Source organism: Ruegeria sp. BG3, from assembly GCF_056538485.1.
The window spans coordinates 433621-453786 of record NZ_JBQFTE010000002.1; the positions used below are offsets into that span (position 1 = coordinate 433621).

Consider the following 20166-nt stretch of genomic DNA (forward strand, 5'->3'; position numbering starts at 1 on the left):
CTTTGATGAGAGCAATCTGCGCTGCTGTCTATTTGCTGGCCTCGCCTGCTCTGGCGGATCAGGCCCTGCCGGGATGGGCCGTTCATGACACAGGGAAAACCTATGACGCGCTGGTGGCCGACACCAAGGCTGCCGTCAAGGAACACGGGTTGATCGTTGTCACTCAGGCCGGGCCGACCAAAGCGGCGGCGGCCCGAGGGATCAACATTCCGGGCAATCGCGTGATCGGCGTGTTCAACAACGACTATGCGGTGCGGGTGCTGGAAACCTCGACCGCGGCGATGATCGAGGCGCCGATTCGCCTCTATGTCACCGAAAATGACGACGGCAGCGCGCGCTTGTCCTACAAAACCCCCAGCTTTGTGTTTGCGCCTTACGCGGATCAGGGCGGGCAGGCCCTGTCCGATATTGCCGCAGAACTGGACCAAAAGTTTCAATCCATCGCGAAAACAGCCGTCAAATAGTCACACTGATGTGAACCCGCTTGCCTCTTGCTGGTGTGTCAGACATTTGCTGTCACATATCTTTTTCTCGGAGCATGACTGATGCAGGACCTCTCTCCCCGCGCGGCGGATCTACTGGCTCAACGATTGTATGAGGCAGGGTGCCGCCATGCGTTCGGCATGCCAGGCGGCGAGGTTCTGACGCTGGTGGATGCCCTCGAACGGGCCGGCATCACCTTTCATTTGACCAAGCACGAGAACGCAGCCGGGTTCATGGCCGAAGCCGTCCATCACCGCGACGGCGCGCCCGCGATACTGGTTGCAACCCTTGGCCCCGGCGCGATGAACGGGATCAACGTAGTAGCCAACGCGCTGCAAGACCGGGTCCCGATGATCGTGCTGACTGGCTGCGTCGACGCGGATGAGGCGCTGACCTACACGCATCAGGTCATGGACCACAGCCAGGTTTATCGCTCGATCACCAAAGGGACCTTTACCCTCACCGCTGAGGGCGCGGATATCATCGCCGACAAGGCGGTGTCGCTTGCAAACCAGCCCCGCCCCGGCCCGGTGCACATCGACGTGCCGATCTCGGTCGCGGATACCCACGTCTCATCGACGAAACGCCGCCGTCTGGCCAAGGTTGCCGCCGTGGCGCCCGAAGGCGATTGCCTGTCCAAGGCCCGTCGCTGGGTGGCCGAAGCCGAGCGTCCGATTGCGATCATCGGGCTGGACGTCCTCTATGACGATTCACGCAGCGTGGTTCAGGCGTTTCTGGAGCATTTCAGCATCCCCTTCGTCACGACCTACAAAGCAAAAGGCGTAGTGCCCGAAGATCATCCCTTGTGTCTGGGCGGTGCCGGGTTGTCCCCTCTGGCCGACAAACACCTTGTCCCGCTGGTGGAACAGGCCGATCTGGTTCTGTGCCTAGGCTATGACCCCATCGAAATGCGCCCCGGCTGGCGTGAGATCTGGGATCCCGAAGAAACGCGCGTCATCGATATCTCGGCCGTGGTCAATGATCACTACATGCATCAGGCCGGTCTGAACCTTGTGGCCGATACTGGCCAGACCCTTGAAGCCATTGCCAAAGGCAACCCCGCCCGCGCCACATGGCCTGCCCGAGAGCCTGCGAAGGTCAAAGCCGCTTTGGCGGAAGCCTTCCCACAGAATGACGATTGGGGGCCAGCTGGCGTGATCGCCGAAACCCGTGCCGCCCTACCCGCGAATACTTTGGCAACCGCGGATAGCGGCGCGCACCGCATTCTCCTCAGCCAGATGTGGGAGTGTTCGGAGCCACGCGGGCTGATCCAGTCCTCAGCCCTTTGCACCATGGGCTGCGCTGTTCCAATGGCGATCGGGCTGAAACTGGCAGAACCGAACCGACCGGTGATCAGCTTTTCGGGCGATGCCGGGTTCCTGATGGTAGCCGGAGAGTTGTCGACCGCCGCCGAAATGGGCGGCAACCCGATCTTTCTCGTCTTTGTCGACGCCTCCCTCGCCCTGATCGAGTTGAAACAACGCCAACGGCAGATGGGTAACAACGGGGTCGATTTTGACCGCCATGACTTTGCCGCCCTAGGCCGCGCGTTCGGAGGCTATGGACACACGGTCCGCAACCGCGCAGAACTGCGTGCAGCACTTGATGAGGCGGTCAAAGCCGACCGCTTCACCGTCATCGCTGCCGAGATCGAGCGTGGAGGATATGATGGCCGAATCTAATGGGCCGCTCAAAGGCGTAAAGGTTCTGGACCTGTCGCGCATTCTGGCCGGACCGACCTGCACCCAACTTCTGGGCGATCTGGGCGCAAGCGTCATCAAGATCGAAAACCCCTCGACCGGAGGCGATGATACGCGGCAATGGGGCCCGCCGTATGTTGAGGATGAAGCGGGCAACCGTTCCGACCTGAGCGCGTATTTCATGTCGGCCAACCGGAACAAGAAATCCGTTGCCATCGACATTGCAACGCCTGAAGGACAAGCCGAGATCAAGCGGCTGGCCTCGCATGCTGATATCCTGATCGAGAATTTCAAACCCGGCGGGCTGGCGAATTACGGGCTGGATTACAACAGCTTGTCGCAGGATCTTCCCGGCCTCGTCTATTGCTCGATTTCCGGCTACGGGCAGACAGGCCCCAACTCCAGCAAACCTGGTTATGACCTGATGGCGCAAGGGTATGGTGGGATCATGTCCCTGACAGGCGACCCCGAGGGCGCGCCAATGAAGGTGGGCGTGGGCATCGCCGATGTGATGTGCGGCATGTACGCAACCGTCGGCATTTTGGCCGCGCTGCGCCACCGCGACCTAACTGGTGAAGGGCAACAGATCGACCTTGCGTTGGTGGATGCCCAGATCTCATGGTTGATCAATGAGGGCACAAACTACCTGACCTCGGGCCAGGTCCCTCAGCGACGCGGCAACGGACATCCGAATATAGTCCCGTATGAGGTGTATGAGACAGCAGATGGCCACGTGATTTTGGCCGTTGGAAATGACAACCAGTTCCGCAGGTTCTGCGCATTCATCGGCCACGCCGATCTTGCCGACGACAACCGGTTTGCAACCAACCCAGCCCGGCTGGAGCACCGTGACGAATTGAACGCGATCCTGCGCCCGGCGATGAAACAGCATCCGACGACGACTGTGATTTCCGAGCTTGAGGCCCGCAAAGTGCCCGTCGGCCCGGTGCAAACGCTGGATCAGGTGTTTGACACCGATCAGGTCGCCGCGCGGCAGATGAAGATCGCCATGCAAGCCCAACCGGGAGAGGTGAATTTGATCGGCAATCCGCTGAACCTGTCGCTCACGCCTGTAACATATCGGCATGCGCCGCCGGTCTTCGGGGCCGATACTGATGATATTTTAAGCGCTGAAAACCCGTTCGAAGATTGAAACACTTGCATGTTTCGGCGGCAACTTGCTGAAACATGCCCTTGAATCGGCGGTTTTTTTCACTTTTTTCACACACGCGATTTCACCAATTCGAGAGCAGGGTCGATACTGTTACGAGGCCGTCGCAGACTCTGGTAAATCGAACAGTGTCAAATACCGCAACCAGATTGGACCCAAGTATGAAACAAGACGTTTTTGGACAGATGAACACTCTGACCCACCCGGCGGCCGTCGAGGCATGGGACGGTGTTCTGCTTGGGTTCATGGCGCATGCGGCGATTACTCCTCAGCATTTGGGAAAAGTGTTGGAGCTTGAGCCCGACTTTGCTCTGGGCCACGCGGTCAAGGGCCTGTTCATGGTTCTTCTGGGCCGACGCGAGATGCTACCCGTCGCCGTCGACGCGCTGAGCGCCGCCACAGAAGCGATGAAACGTCAGCCCGTCTCTACGCGCGAGCAGCTATTTGTTGAGGCCCTGTCCCTTTATGTGGCGGACCTGCCCTCGCAGGCCGTGCAGAAATTCGAAGAGGTGCTGCGCGCCCATCCGACGGATTCGCTGGCGATGAAGCTCAGCCATGCGACCCGGTTTGTGCTTGGCGATGCAGAGGGCATGCGGCGTTCGATCGAACGCGTCATGCCCGCTTATGAGCCGGATCATGCGGGCCGTGGCTATCTGCTGGGCTGTCATTCCTTCGCACTAGAAGAGACCGGTTCCTACGAAAAGGCCGAGATTGCCGGTCGTCAGGCCCTGTGGATGGTTTCCGACGATGCCTGGGGTCTGCACGCGGTCGCCCATGTTCACGAGATGACGGGCAATGCGCAGCTGGGTCTGGATTGGCTGGCGGGGCGTGAGGATGCCTGGGCCCATTGCAACAACTTCCGCTATCACGTCTGGTGGCACAAGGCGCTGATGCATCTGGATCTGGGTCAGGTCGATCAGGTCATTGACCTCTATGACCAGCATATCCGCAAAGACAAGACCGACGATTATCGCGATATCTCCAACGCAACCTCGCTGCTGTCCCGGATGGAGCTTGAAGGCATTGATGTTGGCGACCGGTGGGAGGAGCTGGCCGATCTCAGCGCCGCCCGCACCGAAGATGGCTGCCTGATTTTCGCCGACCTGCATTATCTGCTGGCTCTGACCGGCGACAACCGCTCGGACGCGACGGGCAAGATGCTGCAGCGCATCCAGAAAGACGCCCAGCGCAATCAAGGTGACACGCCGATCCGCATGTCTGACCCCGGCATTGCCGCTGCCAAAGGGCTAGAGGCCTTTGGTGATGGGCTGTACGGCGCGGCGTTTGATTTCCTGTCGACCGCCCGCGCTGGCATGCAGTTGGCCGGTGGCAGTCACGCCCAACGTGATGTATTCGAGCGCATCACAATTGATTCCGGCCTGCGCGCGGGGCGTCTGGATGCGGTCGAGCGCATTCTGGATGACCGCCGCGCCAAACGCGCCGGAGGCGAGGACAATTACGCACTCGCGCGCCGCGCCCTGATCGGCGCGGCCCGCGACAACGGCGACGCACAAAGCGTTCCGGCTGAATAACAAAAAGACCAAGAAGGACAGAAAACGTATGGCGACTGTTTCGCCCGCTTCTGATTTTGCGCCTGTTGCGGCCCCGGCCGCAGCGCCCGCTGCCCGTGTGCGCGACCCGCGACTGGATTTCTATCGCGGCATCGCGATGTTCATCATCCTGATCGCCCATATCCCGAACGACCCATGGGCCAAATGGATCCCGGCCCGTTTCGGGTTCTCGGACGCGACCGAGATCTTCGTGTTCTGCTCGGGCATGGCGTCGGCCATCGCATTCGGCGGCGCGTTCCTGCGCAAAGGCTGGTGGATGGGCACGGCCCGCGTTGCGTTCCGCATCTGGCAGGTCTACTGGGCGCATATCTGCCTGTTCTTCTTTGTCGCCATGAGCATGGCCGCGCTGGACAACTCTGGCCTTTTTGAAAAAAGCTATGTCTCATCGCTGAACCTGCAGCATTTCTTCAATGACCCGCTGCCGCAAATGGTTGGGATTTTCACCCTGACCTATGTGCCCAATTACTTCGACATCCTGCCGATGTATCTGGTCGTTCTGGCGATGATGCCGCTCTACATGGCCCTCTACCGCGTCAGCTTTTGGCTGATGGCGGCTGTGTCGGTCGCGATCTGGCTTGTGGCACAGACCGGCGCGCTGGCCCTTCCGGCTGAGCCTTGGTCGGACCGTCAATGGTTCTTCAACCCGTTCGGCTGGCAGTTGCTGTTCTTCACCGGCTTCGCCTTCATGCGCGGTTGGATTCCGGCCCCTCCGGTCTCAAAAACGCTGATCTGGGCGGCCATTGCCTTTCTGGTTTTGTCCGCGCCCTTTGGATCGTGGAAGGTTTTCCTGTGGGTTCAATCCGCGGCCCCCGGTCTGGCCGAGCAAATCCGCGAGATTTGGCCTCTGACCAAAGAACTGCGTGGTAAGACCGAGTTCGGCCTGTTCCGCTACATCCACTTCCTGTCGCTGGCCTATCTGGGCTGGGTCGTTGCAGGTGAGCATGGTCACCGTCTGATCGCCACCGGGCACTCTCTGGGCGCGCGCATCTGGCAGGTGGTTCTGAAACTGATCACTAAAGTCGGGCAGCAATCGCTGGCGGTCTTTGTCTTCTCGATGGCCGCAGCCCGCCTGATCGGGGTCGCGCTGGATCAGACCGAGCGGGATGTTGCCAGTGTCTTTGTCGCCAACATGATTGGCTTTGCCATGATCATCGGGGTGGCCTATCTGGCCGCCTGGTTCAAATCTCAGCCATGGAAATCAAAGAAATGAATCTGACTCGCCGCGCATTTCTGGCCTCGACCTCTGCGCTGTTTCTGGCGCCGGCCACCTTTGCCTCGGGGTCAGAGGTTCCGTTCGACCGCAACGACGTGGTTGAACTGGCCCGAGAACTGGCCAGCCGCCCCTTTGCCGAGCGCGAGATGGTGCCGCAGGAATGGCAGGACCTGACCTACACGCAATACCGCTCGATCCGGTTCCGGCTGGACCGCGCGCTTTGGTACGAGACCGAGACCCCTTTCAAAGTCGATTTTTTCACCCCCGGCCTGTATTTCCCACGCACCGTCAAGGTCTCGACCGTCGAGAACGGGATGACAAAGCCGGTCGCTTTCGACCTTGAGATGTTCGACAAGGCCGAAGAGGTCCCGACCCTTCCAATCGACGAAACGCTTGGCTTCTCGGGCCTGCGCCTGCGCACGGAAATGCACCGCCCCGGCAAGACCGATGAATTCTGCGTCTGGCAGGGGGCCAGCTATTTCCGCGCGATTGGTCTGCACGAAGTCTACGGCCTATCCGCGCGCGGTCTGGCCCTGAAAACCGGCGACCCGGATGGCGAGGAATTCCCCGAGTTCATCCGATTCTGGCTGGAACGACCCGAACCCGGCCAGCGCAACATGGTTGTCCACGCCCTGATGGACAGCCCAAGCGTAACCGGTGCATACCGCTTTAACGTCACCGCCGGTGCAGATTGCACTATGGATATCGAGGCCACCCTCTTCCCCCGCGAAGAGCTGCCGCATGTGGGTATCGCGCCCGGCACCTCAATGTTCCTGTTCGATCAGACCAATCACAGCCGGTTCGACGATTTCCGACCTGCCGTCCATGACAGCGACGGGCTGCTGATCCGCAACGGCGCGGGTGAGGTGATCTGGCGTCCCTTGGCGAACCCGACCCGTTTGCAAATCTCGTCTTTCGTGGACATGAACCCTCAGGGCTTTGGCTTGATGCAACGCAAGCGCGAATTCTCGGACTACGCGGATCTTGAGGCGAACTATCATAAGCGTCCCAGCCTGTGGGTCGAGCCCGGCTCCGATTGGGGCAAGGGCACGGTGACGCTAGTCGAGATCCCCGCCGATCAGGAGATCTATGACAATATCGTCGCCTACTGGCGGCCCGCCGAGCCCTATGCCGCAGGCAGCCAGGTAGACCTGAGCTACCGCCTAATCTGGGGTGAGGAACCACAGCGCACGCCGATGCCGCGGGTCATCAACACGGCGATGGGTGAAAACACCTTTGGCGAAGGCCGTCTGGCCGTAATCGATTTTGAGCCCAGCCCTCTGTTCGACGATCTGGAGGCGGTCAGCATTTTCGCGAATTCGCCTCATGCGGAAACCTCGGACGGTGTGTTGCAGCGCAACCCCGATACCGGCGGTGTGCGTCTGGCGTTCTCGTTCCAGCCGGGCGAACGAGACCATGTGGAGCTTCGCGCGCAATTGCTGGTCGGAAAGCAACCCGCCTCCGAAGTATGGCTGTACCGTTGGACCGCATGAGCCGCGACCTGCATATCATGCCACCCGAGGCACCGCTTGCAATGCCCGCGCAGGACTTCCGCAGTGGGTTCCGCGATGCGCAGGTCCCTGCGGGTACCCGCCCATCGGCCGGGTTCTGGCGTGCGCTGGCGTTTTCGCCCGCAATGGCAGCCACACTGGGTTTGCTATGGGTCATGAGCGACTGGTTCGGATCTGAAGGCATCAACCTTGTCGAGGCCATCCTGCTGGCGCTGATCTCGTTCAACTTCTTCTGGATCTCCTTCACGGTCTGCACCGTGCTGCTGGGCATGATCTCTCTGTCCCGGCAAGAGCGCCCCGTCCGGCAAGAGCGCGCGCAACCGCTGCGGGTTGCCCTGCTGATGCCGACCTACAACGAGGTGCCGTGGTTCGTGCTGGGCAATGCCCGCACCATGCTGGAAGAACTGCGCGCCCGAGGTGGACAGCATGAATACGCAATGTTCATCCTTTCGGACACCCGCGACCCGGACATTGCCGCGCAAGAACAAGCCAGTATCGAGGCGCTACGCACGACGCTGGCCCCCGACCTGAAGCTCTACTACCGCCGTCGCGAACAGAATACCGACCGCAAAGTTGGCAATATCGCCGATTGGGTCAACCGCTGGGGCGCGGATTGGGACGCGATGTTGGTGCTTGATGCCGACAGTCTGATGACGGGCCGCGCGATTGCCCGGCTGACGGATTCTCTGGCGCGTGATCCCGGCGCGGGCTTGATTCAAAGCTACCCTCAACTCATTGGTGCTCAGTCGGTCTTTGCCCGGATGCAGCAATTCGCCAATGGCGTCTACGGCATCGCCTTCGCCGAAGGTCTGGCCCGCTGGTGTGGGCAAGAGGGCAATTATTGGGGCCACAACGCCATCATCCGCACCAAGGCCTTTGCCACCTGTGCCGGACTGCCCAAGCTGCGCGCGTTAAACGGGCAGGAAAAGCTGATCATGAGCCACGACTTTGTCGAGGCCGGTCTGCTGCGCCGTGCGGGGTGGGCCGTGCGGTTTCTGCCCCGTATCCGCGGTTCTTACGAAGAAACACCACCCACCCTTATCGACCACGCCATGCGGGACCGCCGCTGGTGTCAGGGGAACCTTCAGCATCTGAAACTGCTGGGCTCGCGCGGGTTTCGGTCCGTTTCGCGGTTTCATATGTTCCATGGGGCGGTCGGCTATCTGATGTCGCCGCTGTGGTTCGCCCTGCTTCTGATGTGGGCACTGATTGGTCAGGGAGAGGACGCCTCGGTCCTGCATTATTTCAGCCCCGACAACCCCCTGTTCCCACAATGGCCGGAGATGTCTGAGACACGCCATGTGCTGATCATTCTCGTAATGTATGCGATGCTACTAGCCCCCAAAGTGCTGGGTGTGGCCGCCCTCCCCCTCAGCGGAGTGCGCTATTCCGATTTCGGCGGCTGGCGGCGGTTCTTCACCTCGTTCCTGTTCGAGGTCATCCTGTCGATCCTCTACGCGCCGATCCTTATGGTGCAGCAGATGATCGCCGTGTTCCGCACCGCATTGGGCATCCAGAAAGGCTGGTCCCCGCAGGCGCGCGACGGTGGCAGCTATTCCTTGCGGACACTGGTCTTGTGCCACGCGCTGGAAACCTTCAGTGGCATAGCACTTAGCGTTGGAATTCTGGCCGGGCTGGTCTCGGTCTGGCTGGCCCCGATTGCGATCAGCCTTGCACTGGCGATCCCGCTGTCGGCGCTCAGCGGTGTATCCGCCGGAACCGCCCGCCGTATGGTCGGTATGCGTGAGGATTTTGCCGAGCCCGCCATCACCCGCTCGGCCCGTCGTCACCGAAATGAGTTGAAGCGCCTGATCGAGGGCAAGGGCAGCATGACCCCGGCGGAATAATCAACCGCCGGGCAATCCTTCGTACCAATCCAGCATCATGTCCGCCCACCCGGTGGGCACCGTATGACCGCCGGGGAACAGCGCGAACTCCAGAGCGCTGCCCTCGGCACATCCCATCCAGTTGCGCCGCATGAACTGGCCCGTGGTCGAAAACCCGCTGGGCTTGGTATCAACACAGCCATTTGCCTCGCGCCAGATCTCAAGACCGGCAAAGATATCACCTTGATGGAAACGGCCACCGCCCAGCAAACGCCCTTCGAGCGGGACGACATTGTCGATCCAGCCATGGGTGTGAAACATTCGGATCGGCCCAGCGCAGGATTCCGGGTGCGGACGCCAGAAACCTCCTGAAACGGGAACATAGGCCGAGAAGGTCTCGGGCGCGTCGCAGGCGAGGTAATTCACCATGAAACCGCCGGCGGAAAACCCTCCTAGAACAACGCGTTCGCCGTCAATTCCAAACCGTTCCGCAGCGTCATCCACCGCTTCGCTAAGAAAGGCCGTTTCGTCACGCTCACCAAAGCCGGGATAGAAGTTCCAGCTTTGAATGCCGCCCCGGTCTGGCCGCTCTAACCCCTCCGGCGCCATCACCGCATAGCCGCGCGCCAGCAGAGGCTCGACCATGCTGCGATTGTTCATGGTTCCTGAGCCGCTGCCTCCGTAACCATGCAGAAACACGACCAGAGGCGGGTTGTCAGCTTCGGGCAGCTCGATGTGATACGCGCCCGAGGCGATCTCGCAGGTGCCTTCATCCGGGCCACAATCGGCAAAGGCCGGTTGCGCCGCTGCGGTCAGACAGAAAGATAGCCAGTATTTGTGTTTCATCACGCCCCCTCAACAAAGGTCTCAACCGGTAGACCGGCCCGCACCCAGCCCGGCCCGGCGGCCGAACCCAACATACCCTCAGGCACGTCAATAATATTGGCAAACCCGGCTGCGGTCAGTTGATTGCTCAACCGTGCCGAACGGACCCCGCGCGCACAGATCAACGCCACAGGGGCGGACATGTCTCCACCTGCCATTTGCACCAATGCCGGAATGAAATCCTCGCGCCGCATATCCAGCGGCTTCGCCCCCTGTCCGACGCCTGTGGCCTTCCATTCCCGAGGTGTGCGGATGTCCACCAGCAACACATCTCCGGCGACAGCCTTCTGATGCGCCTGCGTCACCTCCAGCTGACCACCCGCATAATCCTGCGGGATCAGGCTGTACTCACGAATGGCAAATCCTGCGGCAATTGCGCCTGCCCCGCCCATCAAAACCCACCGTCGCGTTCGGCTTTTCCCGTCTGCCATATGGCGTTCTCCTGCACTCATGGCTTGGTTCTATCACAAGGGTTGCAATCGCGCGCCGGGGAATTCCGGCAGCAGGATCAAGTTCGCGTCATTATCACGCAGAAAGATAGGTTCGATATACACCTTTTAACATCTGTCAAAACCTTGCAATTTTTGGACAATCATTAAATTATCCTACAAAATCTGTCATATTGACCGCCCAGACCGGAGTATCGCACTTGTCCCTATTCCTCATCGCGGCCCTTCCCTTCCTCGGAGCTGTTTTCCCAGCCCTCCTGATACGGGCGGGACGAAATGCAGCCGCTTCGGCCGCAGGGTTGACCACTTTCCTCGCCCTGATGGGGTTGCTGATCCATATCCCCAGCGTGATGCGCGGCGATGTCGTGACAGCGCGGTTTGACTGGATACCGGGGCTGGGGCTGAACGCGAATTTCATGCTGGACGGGCTGGGTTTTCTGTTTGCCCTGCTAATCCTCGGCATTGGCCTGCTGATCATCCTTTATGCGCGATTCTACCTGTCGCGAGAGGACCCGATGGGGCAGTTCTACACCTATCTGTTGCTGTTCCAGGGCGCGATGGTTGGGATTGTTCTGTCTGATAACATCCTGCTTTTGCTAATTTTCTGGGAGCTAACATCGCTTAGCTCATTCCTGCTGATCGGCTATTGGAAACACCTGCCCGAAGGCCGACAAGGCGCCCGCATGGCACTTGCTGTCACCGGAGGCGGTGGCTTGGCGATGATTGCCGGGATGCTGATTTTGGGGAATATCGTCGGGTCCTATGACCTCAGCGTGATTTTGCAGAACAAAGAGCTGATCCAGGCCTCGCCATACTATCTGCCCGCGCTGATCCTGATCCTGCTGGGCTGTTTTACCAAATCGGCGCAGTTCCCGTTCCATTTCTGGCTGCCTCACGCTATGGCCGCCCCGACGCCGGTTTCCGCCTATCTGCACTCGGCCACCATGGTGAAGGCCGGGCTGTTCCTGATGGCGCGGATGTGGCCGGTTCTGGCGGGGACGGAGGCTTGGTTCTATATCGTCGCAACCACCGGGCTGGTGACCATGTTGCTGGGGGCCGTGATCGCCCTGTTCAAGGACGATTTGAAAGCTCTGCTGGCGTTCTCAACCGTGTCACATCTGGGCCTGATCACCATGCTGCTGGGCTTTGGCACCAAGTTTGCAGCCGTGGCCGCCGTGTTCCACATCATCAACCACGCGACGTTCAAAGCCGCGCTGTTCATGACTGCCGGGATCGTGGATCACGAAACCGGGACGCGTGATGTCAAGCGGCTGGGCGGCCTGCGCCATCTGATGCCGATCACCTTCACCATCGGCACCATCGCAGCTTTGTCCATGGCCGGGCTGCCTCCGCTGAACGGCTTTTTATCGAAAGAGATGATGTTGGAGGAGACCGTCCACACCACATGGCTGAACTCTCACTATTTGGTGCCGGGTCTGGCCCTGCTGGCAGCGCTGTTCTCGGCGGCCTACTCCTTCCGCTTTGTCAGCCATGTCTTCCTTGGACCAAAGCGCGAGGATTACCCGGCCCATCCGCATGACCCTCCGGTCGGGCTTTGGCTGGCCCCCGCCTTCATGGTCGTTCTGGTCGTGCTGATCGGCCTTTATTCAGCGGCCATCGTCGGCCCGCTGGTGGCCGTCGTATCCAGCGCCGTGATCGGTGGCGAAAAGCTGCCCTATTATTCGCTGAAACTGTGGCACGGCTTTACCCCTGCGCTGTATATGTCCGTTGTCGCGACGTTGGGCGGTCTGTTCCTGCTGTCGCAACACAAACGCGCGCAGCAGCTTTGGAACACCCTGCCCCGGCCTGAGGCCAAAGTGATCTTTGAGGCCATTATCAATGCGTTTACGCGGCTCAGCCAATGGATCACAGATGAGCTGCACAATGGTGTCCTCAGCCGGTATGCGATCATCTTTGTCGCCTTTACGGTCGGCCTTGGCTACTACGCCTATTCCACCGGGACGATCGGAGTTGAAACCCGCGTGCCGCTGCCTGCGCAGATCATTCCGATCGTTGGCTGGATCTGTCTGGTGGGCGCAACGCTGGGCATCATGTGGTTCCACCGTAACCGCCTGTTGTCGCTGGTTCTGATTGGTGTTGTCGGGCTGATCGTTTCGGTTGCGTTCAACTACCTCTCGGCTCCGGATCTGGCACTGACGCAGATCTCAGTCGAGGTGGTGACGATGATCCTGTTGCTGCTGTCGCTGAATTTCCTGCCGACCGAGACCCCATGGGACAGTACCGCCGCGCGGCGTTGGCGGGATGCCGCGATCTCGGTCGTGGCCGGGATTGGGACAGGTGCTCTAGTCTATGCGATCATGCTGCGTGATTTCGCCTTCCCGACGATTTCCGAATTCCACCTTGCCAACTCGTACAAAGGTGGTGGCGGCACCAACGTGGTGAACGTCATCCTCGTGGATTTCAGGGGCTTTGATACCTTTGGCGAGATCATCGTTCTGGGCATCGCAGCGCTGATCATCTTTGCCTTGACCGAAGCAGTCCTGAGCAGCAATGTCCGAGGCTACCTGCTGAACCGCAAGCCACACTGGCCGCAATCGGGCGACTCGCATCCGCTGATGATGGTCGTCGTGACCCGCGTGATGATGCCGATTGCCCTGATGGTGGGTGCCTACATCTTCTTCCGTGGCCACAACCAGCCCGGAGGCGGCTTTATCGCCGGCCTGATCGTCGCCATCGCCTATCTGATGCAATACATGGCCAGCGGCTACACCTGGGCGATCGAACGGCAGAGGTTCTACTATCACGGCACCATCGGCTGGGGCGTGCTGATCGCCGCCGCCACCGGTCTCGGTGCCTGGTTCAATGAACGCCCCTTCCTGACCAGCGATTTTGGCTACATCAACTGGCCCCCGCTGGAAGAATTCGAATGGGCCACTGCCATGTTGTTCGACACCGGAGTGTTCCTTGCCGTTCTGGGCGCGGTGATGCTGGCGCTGGATAGCCTGTCGCGCTTTGCGTGGCAGCCGGGCATGGCGCAGGAATTCCCGATGGATATCAACCCGCTGCGGGACGCTCCGCCGGAAGAAGAACAAGAGAAGGAGCAGGCCTGATGGAAGCGCTCGTTGCCTCTGCCGTAGGTATTCTGACCGCCGCCGGGATTTTCCTGATCCTGCGTCGCCGGACATTCCCGGTCATTCTTGGCCTGTCGCTGATCACCTATGCGGTGAATGTGTTCCTGTTCGCAACCGGACGTCTGGCGCTGAATTCACCTGCCGTTCTGAACAAATACGAAGACGTTCCCTATACCGATCCGCTGCCGCAGGCGCTGGTGCTGACGGCCATCGTGATCTCGTTCGGGATGACGGCGGTGATCGTGATGATCTCGCTCTCGGCCTATCTGTCCTCGAAGGATGACCATATCGACATGAGCCCGCATGACAGCGTGGACGCGCCGGGAGAAGACGCATGAACCATTGGATCGTTGCGCCGATCGTTCTTCCTGCGATCCTGGCTCCATTCATCATAATGGTCCTGCGCTATCACCTTGACCTGCAGCGCATCTTCTCGGTCGCGGGGGTCGTTGGCCTGTTAGGCATTGCCCTGACCATCACCGCGCAGGCCGCGGGAGGCGACATTCAGGTCTATGAGCTGGGCAACTGGCCCGCCCCCTTCGGGATCGTCATGGTGTTGGACCGACTTTCAGCCATGATGGTTCTGCTGACCGCCCTACTGGCCCTGCCTATTGTGCTCTACGCCATCGGTTCGGGTTGGGACGAGCGTGGCAAGCATTTTCACGCCCTGTTTCATTTCCAGCTTATGGGCGTGTGCGGGGCCTTCCTGACCGGAGACGCCTTCAACCTGTTCGTGTTCTTCGAGGTCCTACTGATCGCCTCGTACGGTCTGATGACCCATGGCGGAGGATCGGTCAGGCTGAAGGCTGGCGTGCAATACGTGGCCTATAACCTGTTGGGATCGACCCTGTTCCTGTTCGCCCTGGGCACGCTCTATGGTGTGACCGGCACGCTCAACATGGCCGACATTGCCCTGCGCGTGGCCGAGATACCGCCTGAGGATACCGCGCTGCTGCGGGTTGGCGCCGTGTTGCTGTTGTTGGTGTTCTGTATCAAGGCCGCCGTTCTGCCGTTGCATTTCTGGCTACCGGCCAGCTACGCCAACGCGCCCCTACCCGTGGCGGCCTTGTTCGCGATCATGACCAAGGTTGGGGCGTATTCGATTATCCGGATGTACACTCTGGCCTTCGGCCCCGAGGTTGAAGCAACGCAAGGGCTGGTCGGCAATTGGCTGCAACCTGCCGCGTTAGTTACGCTTGCCGTCGGAGCTATCGGCATCCTCGGCTCGAAACATATCGCGCGAATGGTCGCCTTTTGTGCTATCGCCTCGATGGGTACGCTGCTGATCGCCATTTCGCTGTTCACGCCGGATGCCAGTGCAGCCGCGCTCTACTATGTGTTCCACTCGACGCTTGCGACGGCCCTGTTGTTCCTTGTAGCCGATCTGGTGATGGAACGCCGCGGTGGTGCCATCGCGCCCACAATACCAATGGCGCAGACCGGATTGATCTCAGCGCTGTTCTTTGTGGGGGCGATTGCGATGGCCGGGATGCCTCCGCTGTCCGGCTTTATCGGCAAGCTGCTGGTTCTGGATGCGGCCCGGGATGCACCTGACGCAACCTCTGTCTGGGCGGTCATCCTGATCGGGTCCTTTGTCACCATCGTGGGTCTCGCACGGGCCGGCACGTTGATCTTCTGGAAAAGCCACGACGCGGACCATAACCCTCAGCCCGAGGAGGAAGACGCCGAGCCGCAACCCACCCCTGAACCGCACCCGGGTCTGGCATTTACAGCGGTCTTCGGTCTGGTCGGCGGTCTGGTCCTGCTGACCTTGTTTGCGGGCCCCGCGCTCGAATACACCAGCAAAACCGCCGAGCAACTGTTCACACCCGAAGACTACATCTCGGCCGTATTGGGAGAGGCAGAATGATCAAGCTGCTACACCGCATATTCCCGCACCCTCACCTGAGCTTTCTGCTGACACTGGTCTGGGTTCTGCTTGCCAATAACGGGTCGTTAAACTCGCTCGTTTTTGGTTTGATTCTCGGGATCATCATTCCCTTTGTCACCCAACCCTACTGGCCCGACCGCCCCAAACTGCGCAACTGGCCCATGGTAGCGGAGTACATCCTGGTGGTGCTCTGGGACATCGTTATCGCAAATATCACTGTCGCCCGGATCATCCTGTTCAAACGCGACGACGCCCGACAGCCCAACTGGATCTGCGTCCCGCTTGAACTGCGCACGCCCGAGGCAATCACTGTACTGGCCGGGACAATCACCATGACTCCGGGCACCGTCAGCTGTGATCTGTCGGCGCAAGGGCACAACCTTCTGGTCCATTGCCTCGATGCACCTGACCCTGAGGCCGTACGCGATCAGATCAAACAGCGCTACGAACGCCGCCTGAAGGAGATTTTCGAATGATCGAATACGCTATCTACTTCGCCTTCGCCTGCTTCGGAGCCGCAATCATGATGTGCCTGTGGCGGATCATCACCGCCGATGGTGTCGGCACCCGCGTTCTGGCGCTGGACACGATGGTGATCAACACCATCGCGCTTATGATCCTGTACGGGCTGGATCAAGGCACCGAGATATTCTTCGAGGCTGCCATGATCATCGCCATGCTGGGTTTTGTTTCAACCGTAGCCTATGCGCGCTTCATGCTGCGCGGCAACATTATCGAGTGAGGGCGACATGACATTTCTCGTCGAATTGCTGATCGCCGCTTTCCTGATCATGTCGGGTATCTTCGGCTTCGTTGGGTCGTTTGGAATGATCAAGCTGAAGGACCCCATGTCGCGCCTGCACGCGCCGACCAAAGCGACAACGCTGGGTGTCGGTGGCGTTCTGTTGGCCTCGATCGCACATTCCGTGTTGCTTGAGGGCAAGCTATCGATGCATGAGCTGCTGATCACGCTGTTTTTGTTCCTGACGGCCCCGATCACGGCCCTGTTCATTGCCAAATGGCACATTCATCGTCATGAAAAGCCGCAGGATCTGCCGGATGCGGGCGAGGATGAGCTTTGGGCCACCCACGCGGTCGAGCAGGTTGAAGACGTCCCTGACCACAGCACGAACTGAGCCAGATGCATAACCCTCCGCTGCCCCTGACCCGTGATCTGGTTTTGATTGGCGGAGGTCACACCCACGCTCTGTTGCTGCGCAAATGGGGCATGGACCCTCTGCCCGGCGCGCGCGTGACGGTGATTAACCCCGGCCCGACTGCGCCCTATTCTGGCATGCTGCCCGGCTTTGTCGCCGGTCACTACTCCCGCTCTGATCTGGACATTGATTTGGTCCGTCTGGCGCGGTTCGCGGGCGCGCGGGTCATTCTGGGCGCGGTTGAGTGGATCGACACCGCCCAGCGCCATGTGCATGTGCCGGGGCGGCCTCCGGTGGCATTCGATGTCGCCTCGGTCAATGTCGGGATCACCTCGGACATGCCCGCCCTGCAAGGTTTTGCAGACCATGCCGTTCCGGCCAAACCTTTGGGACCTTTCGCCGCGCGCTGGTCGGATTATCTGGACGGCACCGACCCTGCCTCGGTGGCCGTGATCGGCGGAGGCGTCGCTGGGGTCGAACTGGCGATGGCCATGGCCCATGCGCTGAAAACCAAGGGCAGACCCGCGCGGATCACGCTGATCGACAATGCCTCGGCCCTGACAGCGACCGGCCTCAAAGCCGCAGCGACGATCCGCAAGGCTATGGCCGGTCTTGGCATCGACGTGCTCGAAGAAGTTTCGATCAAAGAGATCACCGCAGATCATGTCGCGCTGGACGATGGCCGCCAGATCCCTGCCGAGTTTGTGACTGGCGCTGCGGGGGCGAGACCCTACAGCTGGATCCAGCACACCGGGCTGGACCTGCACGAGGGTTTCATCCGCGTGAACAGCCACCTGCAATCCAGCGACCCCGCCATCTTTGCCGCCGGAGACTGCGCCCACTTGACCGAGAACCCGCGCCCCAAAGCAGGCGTCTACGCGGTGCGCGAAGCTCCGGTGCTGTTCAACAACCTGCGCGCGGCGCTGGGGGCTGGGACTATGCAGCGCTATGTGCCGCAGAAGGACTATCTCAAGCTGATCTCATTGGGTGGAAAGTCCGCATTGGCCGAGCGTCTGGGCACGTCGTTCAGCGGCGCTCTGATGTGGCGTTGGAAGGACCATATCGACCAGAGCTTCATGAATCAGTTCCGCGATCTTCCTACCATGGCGACCCCGGCCCTCCCGCGTGCCCACGCCGCCGGTATGGCCGAAACTCTTGGTGACAAGCCCATGTGCGGCGGCTGTGGGGCGAAACTCGGTCGCGGCGCGCTGCGCAGCGCTTTGGTCGCACTACCTGAACCATTGCGCCAAGATGTGACGGCACTGCCGGGCGATGACGCCGCGCTGCTGACAACCGGGACTGCGCGGCAGGTCTTGACCACGGATCACCTGCGCAGTGTCACCGATGACCCGGTCCTGATGACCCGTATCGCCGCCGTCCACGCACTGGGGGACATTTGGGCTATGGGGGCCGCGCCGCAAGCTGCAACGACCACCCTCATCCTGCCGCGCATGTCCTTTGACCTGCAAGAACGGACGCTTTCCGAGATCATGCGCACGGCGAGCGACGTCATGCGAGGCGCCGGGGCCGAGATCGTCGGCGGCCACAGCTCGATGGGCGATGAGATGACGATTGGCTTTTCGGTGACGGGGCTTTGCGCCAAAGACCCGATCACCCTGGCGGGCGGCAGGCCCGGCGATGTGCTGATCCTGACCAAACCCATCGGCAGCGGCGTTTTGATGGCCGCAGAAATGGCCAGAAGGGCCCAAGGCGCAACGGTCGCGCAAGCCTATGAGCTGATGACCCAATCGCAAGGCGCAGCGTCTCGCATTCTGGCAGAGGCCCACGCGATGACCGACGTTACTGGGTTTGGCTTGGCCGGGCACTTGAACGGGCTGTGCGAGGTTTCAGATTGCGGTGCGGTGCTTGATCTTGAGGCCGTCCCAGTGATGCCTGGAGCCATCGAGCTGAGTGACGCAGGCATCCAATCGACCCTTTTCGCAGACAACCGCTCCATCGCGCCTGAGCTGACAATGGAAGGCAAGGCAGCGCTGTTGTTCGACCCGCAAACAGCGGGCGGGCTGCTGGCTGCGGTAGCACCCGAGATCGCCGACAAACTGCTACAAGATCTGCGAGCGGCGGGCTACCCGGCCGCGCGGATCGGGCATTTGACCGACACTCCGGGGTTGAAGCTTCAAAGCTGATCCAGCGTGTTTTTGATGCGATCCGCCGCGCCCTTCAGGCCATTCTCATCCAACTGCGCGATCTCTATCCGCGCCAAAGTCTTTGCCGGGTGTTGACGCTGGGATTTGGCGTAGGCCGGATCATAGTGCTGTTCCATCAGCGCACGCGTCAAAGCCTGTTTGTCGCCAGACGAGATGAGGTTCAACCACCCGTCCACGACCTCATGCCCGCGATAAGATCGCAGTGGAGACAAGCGATCCCGAAGGCGCTCGGTATCCGACAAGATGTCGTCATACGCCTGAGTCAAGTAAGCCGACCGGGCAGACAAAGGCGCGTCTATATGAATACGCGGTGCGGCACACATCGCGGTCCAAACGCTGGGTGGCAGGATGCGATCGCCTATTTTCGACGACTCCGCCTCAACCACCACAGGGCGAGATGGGTCCAGGGCGCAAAATGCGGCTGACAGGGCGGACTCAAAAGCCTTCTGACTGGGCTGCCCACCTGGCCTTTCGCCCAGTAACGAGCCTCGATGATTGGCGAGCCCTTCCAGATCAACCACTTGCACGCCGCGTTGATCCAGATGGTGCAACAACTCGGTCTTGGCGGTGCCGGTGTAGCCGTCCAGCGCGATCAGTTGGAAGGCTAACGGCTGGTCGTACAGGTAGGCCTTCACCAGCCGACGATAGGTCCGATAACCTCCATCGACGACATCCGCCTGCCAGCCGATCTGTTGCAACGTCCATGTAAACGAGCCCGAGCGTTGCCCACCGCGCCAGCAATAGACCAAGGGCCGCCAGTTCCCCTTATGATGGCTGAGGCGATGTTCGATATGGTTGGCGGCATTGCGGAACACCAGCGCCGCCCCTAGCTTTCGCGCCAGAAAAGGGCTTTTCTGTTTGTAAATCGTGCCGACCCGCGCGCGCTCTTCATTGTCCAGAACCGGCAGATTGATCGCCCCCGGCAGGTGGTCTTCGGCGAACTCTGCCGGGCTGCGGACGTCGATGACCGTATCAAACCCATGAGCGTAGAGCTGCGGTAACTCTGTGAATTTCAGTGCCATACCAAAGACCTGTCTTTTGGGCGCGTGCAA

General features: G+C 60.4%; 17 protein-coding genes. 14 read left to right on the plus strand and 3 right to left on the minus strand.

Annotated features, from left to right (window positions below; translation table 11 throughout):
- Positions 1-5 precede the first annotated feature (5 nt).
- The 7 genes from ACR0AI_RS05790 (at position 6) to mdoH (ending at position 9496) form a co-directional block, all read left to right on the plus strand.
- Positions 6-464 carry a DUF302 domain-containing protein gene (locus tag ACR0AI_RS05790; RefSeq protein WP_480672298.1) on the plus strand — a complete coding sequence of 153 codons (459 nt, stop codon included), beginning with the start codon at positions 6-8 and terminating at the stop codon, positions 462-464.
- An 81-nt stretch (positions 465-545) separates the two neighbouring features.
- On the plus strand, positions 546-2165 hold the full coding sequence (locus ACR0AI_RS05795; RefSeq protein WP_480672300.1) for a thiamine pyrophosphate-binding protein: 1620 nt from the start codon (positions 546-548) through the stop codon (positions 2163-2165).
- A complete protein-coding gene (locus ACR0AI_RS05800; protein ID WP_480672302.1) occupies positions 2152-3336 on the plus strand; it encodes a CaiB/BaiF CoA transferase family protein in 1185 nt (394 codons plus the stop codon). Before ACR0AI_RS05795 ends, ACR0AI_RS05800 begins: the two co-directional genes overlap by 14 nt.
- Before the next feature lie 179 nt (positions 3337-3515).
- Positions 3516-4886 (plus strand): tetratricopeptide repeat protein, encoded by a 1371-nt coding sequence (locus tag ACR0AI_RS05805; protein ID WP_480672304.1) that lies wholly within the window; start codon positions 3516-3518, stop codon positions 4884-4886.
- 28 nt (positions 4887-4914) lie between these two features.
- Positions 4915-6135: an OpgC family protein gene (locus ACR0AI_RS05810; RefSeq protein WP_480672306.1), complete on the plus strand. Its 1221-nt coding sequence runs from the start codon at positions 4915-4917 to the stop codon at positions 6133-6135.
- On the plus strand, positions 6132-7631 hold the full coding sequence (locus tag ACR0AI_RS05815) for an OpgD/OpgG family glucan biosynthesis protein (protein WP_480672308.1): 1500 nt from the start codon (positions 6132-6134) through the stop codon (positions 7629-7631). The genes ACR0AI_RS05810 and ACR0AI_RS05815 overlap by 4 nt, the downstream gene beginning before the upstream one ends.
- Positions 7628-9496, plus strand: coding sequence for a glucans biosynthesis glucosyltransferase MdoH (gene mdoH, locus ACR0AI_RS05820; protein WP_480672385.1), 1869 nt, complete (start codon positions 7628-7630; stop codon positions 9494-9496). Before ACR0AI_RS05815 ends, mdoH begins: the two co-directional genes overlap by 4 nt.
- Here the strand turns inward: mdoH and ACR0AI_RS05825 are convergent, their stop codons facing one another.
- A complete protein-coding gene (locus ACR0AI_RS05825) occupies positions 9497-10321 on the minus strand; it encodes a CE1 family esterase (protein WP_480672310.1) in 825 nt (274 codons plus the stop codon). It abuts the gene before it with no gap.
- A complete protein-coding gene (locus tag ACR0AI_RS05830) occupies positions 10321-10791 on the minus strand; it encodes a rhodanese-like domain-containing protein (protein WP_480672312.1) in 471 nt (156 codons plus the stop codon). The genes ACR0AI_RS05825 and ACR0AI_RS05830 overlap by 1 nt, the downstream gene beginning before the upstream one ends.
- A gap of 218 nt (positions 10792-11009) precedes the next feature.
- Between ACR0AI_RS05830 and ACR0AI_RS05835 the strand changes: the two genes are divergently transcribed.
- Genes ACR0AI_RS05835 through selD form a run of 7 tightly spaced genes read left to right on the plus strand, consistent with a single transcriptional unit; the run spans position 11010 to position 19093 of the window.
- Positions 11010-13880: a monovalent cation/H+ antiporter subunit A gene (locus ACR0AI_RS05835; protein ID WP_480672314.1), complete on the plus strand. Its 2871-nt coding sequence runs from the start codon at positions 11010-11012 to the stop codon at positions 13878-13880.
- Complete coding sequence (locus tag ACR0AI_RS05840; protein WP_170374216.1) at positions 13880-14239, plus strand: Na+/H+ antiporter subunit C; 360 nt, start codon at positions 13880-13882, stop codon at positions 14237-14239. The genes ACR0AI_RS05835 and ACR0AI_RS05840 overlap by 1 nt, the downstream gene beginning before the upstream one ends.
- Complete coding sequence (locus ACR0AI_RS05845; RefSeq protein WP_480672316.1) at positions 14236-15771, plus strand: monovalent cation/H+ antiporter subunit D; 1536 nt, start codon at positions 14236-14238, stop codon at positions 15769-15771. The genes ACR0AI_RS05840 and ACR0AI_RS05845 overlap by 4 nt, the downstream gene beginning before the upstream one ends.
- Positions 15771-16268 (plus strand): Na+/H+ antiporter subunit E, encoded by a 498-nt coding sequence (locus tag ACR0AI_RS05850; protein ID WP_170374373.1) that lies wholly within the window; start codon positions 15771-15773, stop codon positions 16266-16268. The genes ACR0AI_RS05845 and ACR0AI_RS05850 overlap by 1 nt, the downstream gene beginning before the upstream one ends.
- Positions 16265-16534, plus strand: a complete 270-nt coding sequence (locus tag ACR0AI_RS05855; protein WP_170459173.1) for a K+/H+ antiporter subunit F — start codon at positions 16265-16267, stop codon at positions 16532-16534. The genes ACR0AI_RS05850 and ACR0AI_RS05855 overlap by 4 nt, the downstream gene beginning before the upstream one ends.
- Before the next feature lie 7 nt (positions 16535-16541).
- A complete protein-coding gene (locus tag ACR0AI_RS05860; protein ID WP_170374220.1) occupies positions 16542-16928 on the plus strand; it encodes a Na+/H+ antiporter subunit G in 387 nt (128 codons plus the stop codon).
- Positions 16929-16933: 5 nt separating this feature from the next.
- A complete protein-coding gene (selD, locus tag ACR0AI_RS05865; protein ID WP_480672318.1) occupies positions 16934-19093 on the plus strand; it encodes a selenide, water dikinase SelD in 2160 nt (719 codons plus the stop codon).
- Here the strand turns inward: selD and mnmH are convergent.
- Entirely contained in the window at positions 19084-20136 is a 1053-nt protein-coding gene (gene mnmH, locus ACR0AI_RS05870; protein WP_480672320.1) for a tRNA 2-selenouridine(34) synthase MnmH, read from the minus strand. The genes selD and mnmH overlap by 10 nt on opposite strands.
- Positions 20137-20166 lie beyond the last annotated feature (30 nt).

What these genes read in the sequence shown, in the direction of transcription:
- ACR0AI_RS05790 (WP_480672298.1), top strand. Translation starts at nt 6, where the DNA reads ATGAGAGCAATCTGCGCTGCTGTCTATTTGCTGGCCTCGCCTGCTCTG.
- ACR0AI_RS05795 (WP_480672300.1), top strand. Translation starts at nt 546, where the DNA reads ATGCAGGACCTCTCTCCCCGCGCGGCGGATCTACTGGCTCAACGATTG.
- ACR0AI_RS05800 (WP_480672302.1), top strand. Translation starts at nt 2,152, where the DNA reads ATGGCCGAATCTAATGGGCCGCTCAAAGGCGTAAAGGTTCTGGACCTG.
- ACR0AI_RS05805 (WP_480672304.1), top strand. Translation starts at nt 3,516, where the DNA reads ATGAAACAAGACGTTTTTGGACAGATGAACACTCTGACCCACCCGGCG.
- ACR0AI_RS05810 (WP_480672306.1), top strand. Translation starts at nt 4,915, where the DNA reads ATGGCGACTGTTTCGCCCGCTTCTGATTTTGCGCCTGTTGCGGCCCCG.
- ACR0AI_RS05815 (WP_480672308.1), top strand. Translation starts at nt 6,132, where the DNA reads ATGAATCTGACTCGCCGCGCATTTCTGGCCTCGACCTCTGCGCTGTTT.
- mdoH (WP_480672385.1), top strand. Translation starts at nt 7,628, where the DNA reads ATGAGCCGCGACCTGCATATCATGCCACCCGAGGCACCGCTTGCAATG.
- ACR0AI_RS05825 (WP_480672310.1), bottom strand. Translation starts at nt 10,321, where the DNA reads ATGAAACACAAATACTGGCTATCTTTCTGTCTGACCGCAGCGGCGCAA.
- ACR0AI_RS05830 (WP_480672312.1), bottom strand. Translation starts at nt 10,791, where the DNA reads ATGGCAGACGGGAAAAGCCGAACGCGACGGTGGGTTTTGATGGGCGGG.
- ACR0AI_RS05840 (WP_170374216.1), top strand. Translation starts at nt 13,880, where the DNA reads ATGGAAGCGCTCGTTGCCTCTGCCGTAGGTATTCTGACCGCCGCCGGG.
- ACR0AI_RS05845 (WP_480672316.1), top strand. Translation starts at nt 14,236, where the DNA reads ATGAACCATTGGATCGTTGCGCCGATCGTTCTTCCTGCGATCCTGGCT.
- ACR0AI_RS05855 (WP_170459173.1), top strand. Translation starts at nt 16,265, where the DNA reads ATGATCGAATACGCTATCTACTTCGCCTTCGCCTGCTTCGGAGCCGCA.
- ACR0AI_RS05860 (WP_170374220.1), top strand. Translation starts at nt 16,542, where the DNA reads ATGACATTTCTCGTCGAATTGCTGATCGCCGCTTTCCTGATCATGTCG.
- selD (WP_480672318.1), top strand. Translation starts at nt 16,934, where the DNA reads ATGCATAACCCTCCGCTGCCCCTGACCCGTGATCTGGTTTTGATTGGC.
- mnmH (WP_480672320.1), bottom strand. Translation starts at nt 20,136, where the DNA reads ATGGCACTGAAATTCACAGAGTTACCGCAGCTCTACGCTCATGGGTTT.